The sequence below is a fragment of the uncultured Gimesia sp. genome (assembly GCF_937910335.1).
Lineage (GTDB): Bacteria > Planctomycetota > Planctomycetia > Planctomycetales > Planctomycetaceae > Gimesia.
The window spans coordinates 1-2,976 of the sequence record NZ_CALEMX010000160.1 but is presented as its reverse complement, the minus strand read 5'-3'; the positions used below and the strand labels follow the sequence as shown (position 1 = coordinate 2,976).

At 46.9% G+C, this 2,976-nt stretch carries 2 protein-coding genes; both read right to left on the bottom strand.

Annotated elements, in window-relative coordinates:
* Nucleotides 1-170: 170 nt before the first annotated feature.
* Nucleotides 171-1,580: a sulfatase-like hydrolase/transferase gene (locus Q0668_RS06390; RefSeq protein WP_298861533.1), complete on the bottom strand. Its 1,410-nt coding sequence runs from the start codon at nt 1,578-1,580 to the stop codon at nt 171-173.
* Between the two features lie 12 nt (nt 1,581-1,592).
* Entirely contained in the window at nt 1,593-2,909 is a 1,317-nt protein-coding gene (locus Q0668_RS06385; protein ID WP_298861530.1) for an Nramp family divalent metal transporter, read from the bottom strand.
* Nucleotides 2,910-2,976: the final 67 nt, after the last annotated feature.

Sequence of the window (2,976 nt, the reverse complement as noted above, 5' to 3'; positions counted from 1 at the left end):
GAATTTCATGAGAACCTGGTTCCAGTCAGGTGAAATAGTGATGAAAGTGGAATTCCAGGGAATCCTTCACGGACTTTCTCAAACCTTTGCAAGTTCAAAGAAATCAATGAATTAGACCTGCTGCTTCCAGGAATGATCATTCAATCATTGTTCAGGCTCTGAAACGCGAACTATTTCTGTTTGGCTTCTGCTGCACGGATTTTTCGTGCGGAAATACTGCGAAATTCCCATGGCAGTTTACTGTTCTCTGGAAGTGAATCTAACACGCTCTGGAGTTGCCTATGCGACTTCGAAGTGGCGCGGTCTGTCAGCAAACGCTCCGCATCTGCGAGATCGTGCAGCTCAAGCGGGTCTTCCGAAAGATCATAATATTCCCCGGAAGAATAAAGTTTGAAACGTTCGTCTCGCACGACCCGTTGTTTGTAATACTGAGTCAGACACCAGGGTCGCCAGGGTGTTTTGAGAGGCTGGTTGAGAATTTGTGGTGCGAAGGATCGCCCGTCAATTGTCACCCCTTTGGGAAGAGGAGCCTTTGCCAGATCGGCTAATGTCGGCAAGATGTCTGAAACGTCAATCAGGTCATCGCTGATTCGTTCAGATCCCACCAGTTTCGGACAATTCACAATCAAGGGCATATTGATGCCCTGCTCTTTGAGAGAATAAATTCCTTCCCCGGAAAGACGACCGTTGATACGACCTCCCAGGCTTTGTTCCGCATTCTGATCGGTTCCATTGTCCGTGCCATTATCGGGAACAATGAATAGAATCGTGTTATCTCGAATCCCCAGATCATTCATGGCTTTTACTAACCGACCGATCAAAAAATCTGAGTAATTCAACATCCCCGCAAATTTTTCTCGAGATGTTAAATCCTGCCCTACATTATGCGGCGTATGCACGACAGGTATGTGAGTGAGAATCGCAGAGTAGTACGCACAGAACGGTTTGTCTCGATGCGTCTTCATATATTCAATCAGATAATCTGTGAAGATATCCGGACCGAATTTTCCTTTCGTCTCCAATCGTTGACCATTTTGAATGACGTACGGATCCCAGTAACGTTTTTTATGAGCCGGGTGTCCTTTTTTTCCTTCAGGGAAGAGGCAATACTCATCAAAGCCATGCTGTTTGAGTGCATCTTTCTGAGCCGGGTCAAACATATCATTGATCTGCCATTTGCCTGAGATGCAGGTATCGTAACCGGCGTCTCTCAGAATTCGGGCAAAACAGATTTCGCGATTCCAGTCAAAATAGCCGCCTCCATAAATGGCGGGATCATGATGCGTATGCCAACCAGAGCGAAAGGGATAGCGACCTGTGAGCAACATATGTCGCGTTGTACTGCAAACGGGCGTCACATAACAATTACGGAACCGCAAGCCCGTGTACGCCAGATGATCAATATTCGGCGTCTGATTTTCCTGACTGCCGTAACTGCGAAACCAGTCTTTGCCGACATTATCAAGCAGCACAAAGATGATGTTAGGGCGTTTGTCTGTCTTCTCTGCCGCTTCCAGCATAGAACTATTCAGAGGCAAGAGACAAAACGCAAAACAAATAATTTGAACTAGAAACTTCATACGAATTTCAACTTAATCAATGAGAATACTGGTACTTGCCAATGCGTGATATTCCACTTGTTGGACTACGGTTACGTCTGCTCGCATTTTCTGAATTTGGGGCATCACTTTTTCTGTCGCAATATACCAGGCCATACCCAAAAGTAACACAAAACCGATGCTGGCAAATATATTCATCACGACGCCATTACGATACTCGCCCATGACTTTCTTACTGCTGGTTAACAAGAGTAGTCCACCAGCGGCCAGAGGTGCAGCGACGACGGTCACGGCCTGCGCTGCCACGATCGCAGCAACTGGCTTGATTCCCGATTCGATTACGTAAAGCGCGACAAACATCCCCGTCAATAAAACGACCGCTGTCAGGATGCGTGTTGATTTATCCTGTGGTGTACTGCCTAGCCCCAAACTGTCAGACAAGATGAACCCCCCGATCATCGAGTTCACGATGAAAGAAGAATAAGCGGCGGAAAACAGACCGATACAGAATAGAATTTGCCCTTTATCTCCAAACAGAGGTTTCAAGGCGTTCCCTACATCCCCCACGCCTTTTAGATCTTGTCCGCGAAGCACAGCGGCTGCGGTAGCCATGATCATGATCGTAATGAGTGCCATAATGCCAGCACTGATACGGGAATCGATACGAGCATCTTTAAGATCTCGGACAGTCCAGCCTTTGAACCGCGATAGATAAGATTGATAGAAGGCTGCAGTGATGACGAATGTAGTACCCACAAGTCCCAGGAGTGAGATGTTGAGAATTGACTTACCGTCTGCACCTGGGGTGGGGATGACTCCTTGCGCCATTTCCACTAAATCGGGTTTTGCAAAGAAGAGGTTAATGGCAAAGGAGGCCAGCATCAAACCCACAAACACTGACATCAAGCGTTCGATCAGTTTATAGAGATTCTTAAAGCCGAACAAAAAGGCGATGGAAATGGCGTTGAAAAACACAATTCCATATTTTAAGTCCGTATAATTTTCAATGGCGGAATGCACGCCCAGATTATTTCCAAACTGATAAGCGGCGGAAATGAAAAAGACTCCACATCCCACCAGCACCGTTAAAGGCCTGCCCACTTTTTGCGCCAGCAGAGTGCAGGTTGACTCATTCGTGACTGCGCCCAGCTTAGCCCCCAATGATGTATAAACGAGCATAAAAAAGACAGAGACTAGCACGACCCAGATCATGCTGTATCCATCTTTCGCACCCAGGTTGGAACTTGTCAAGATACTACCCGGGCCGATGACCACGCAGGCGGTGACTAATCCGGGCCCAATCCGCTGCCACCAATGTAGTTTTACAGTTGTTGTTTGCTCTTCAGTCACGTTACCGGGTATCCTTCTGGTGTGATTCAAAGTTAGTCAAATGCAACATGTTTGCTATTTATTATGC

Coding starts and splice junctions, on each gene's coding strand:
- Q0668_RS06390 (WP_298861533.1), bottom strand. CDS start 1,580: ATGAAGTTTCTAGTTCAAATTATTTGTTTTGCGTTTTGTCTCTTGCCT.